The sequence below is a fragment of the Gluconobacter sp. P1D12_c genome (assembly GCF_018812105.1).
Taxonomy (GTDB): domain Bacteria; phylum Pseudomonadota; class Alphaproteobacteria; order Acetobacterales; family Acetobacteraceae; genus Gluconobacter; species Gluconobacter oxydans_A.
On sequence record NZ_JACSIQ010000882.1, the window covers coordinates 1 to 357 of the forward strand.

Here is a 357-nt window from a genome sequence, read left to right on the forward strand (position 1 = left end):
AAACCGCGCTGAACCGGGTGACGGCTCTTGCCAGGAAGGGCGAGTAAACCGCGCTGAACCGGGTGACGGCTCTTGCCAGGAAGGGCGAGTTGTCACCGGTCCGGCTTGATGCACATGGGCTTGTGATTTCGCCTCTGAAAGCAATTACACCCCCTGCTGGGGAAGAGTTGAGGCGGGCGGCTTACGACCGGCTGCCACGCATCAAGATTACTGATACCAATCGACGTTCCAGCCGTGTCGCGGATGACAAAAACGCCCTTCTGACGCTGATCTCCAGCCGTGTCGCGGATGACAAAAACGCCCTTCTGACGCTGATCCTGGCGGATGGGATTAATCTTGGTCTGACACGCATGGCCG

The 357-nt window shown here is 58.8% G+C and carries 1 pseudogene; it reads left to right on the forward strand.

Annotated features, from left to right (window positions below):
• Positions 1-47: 47 nt before the first annotated feature.
• Positions 48-357 (forward strand): annotated as a pseudogene (locus KP705_RS21060) (Tn3 family transposase); the annotation flags it as partial.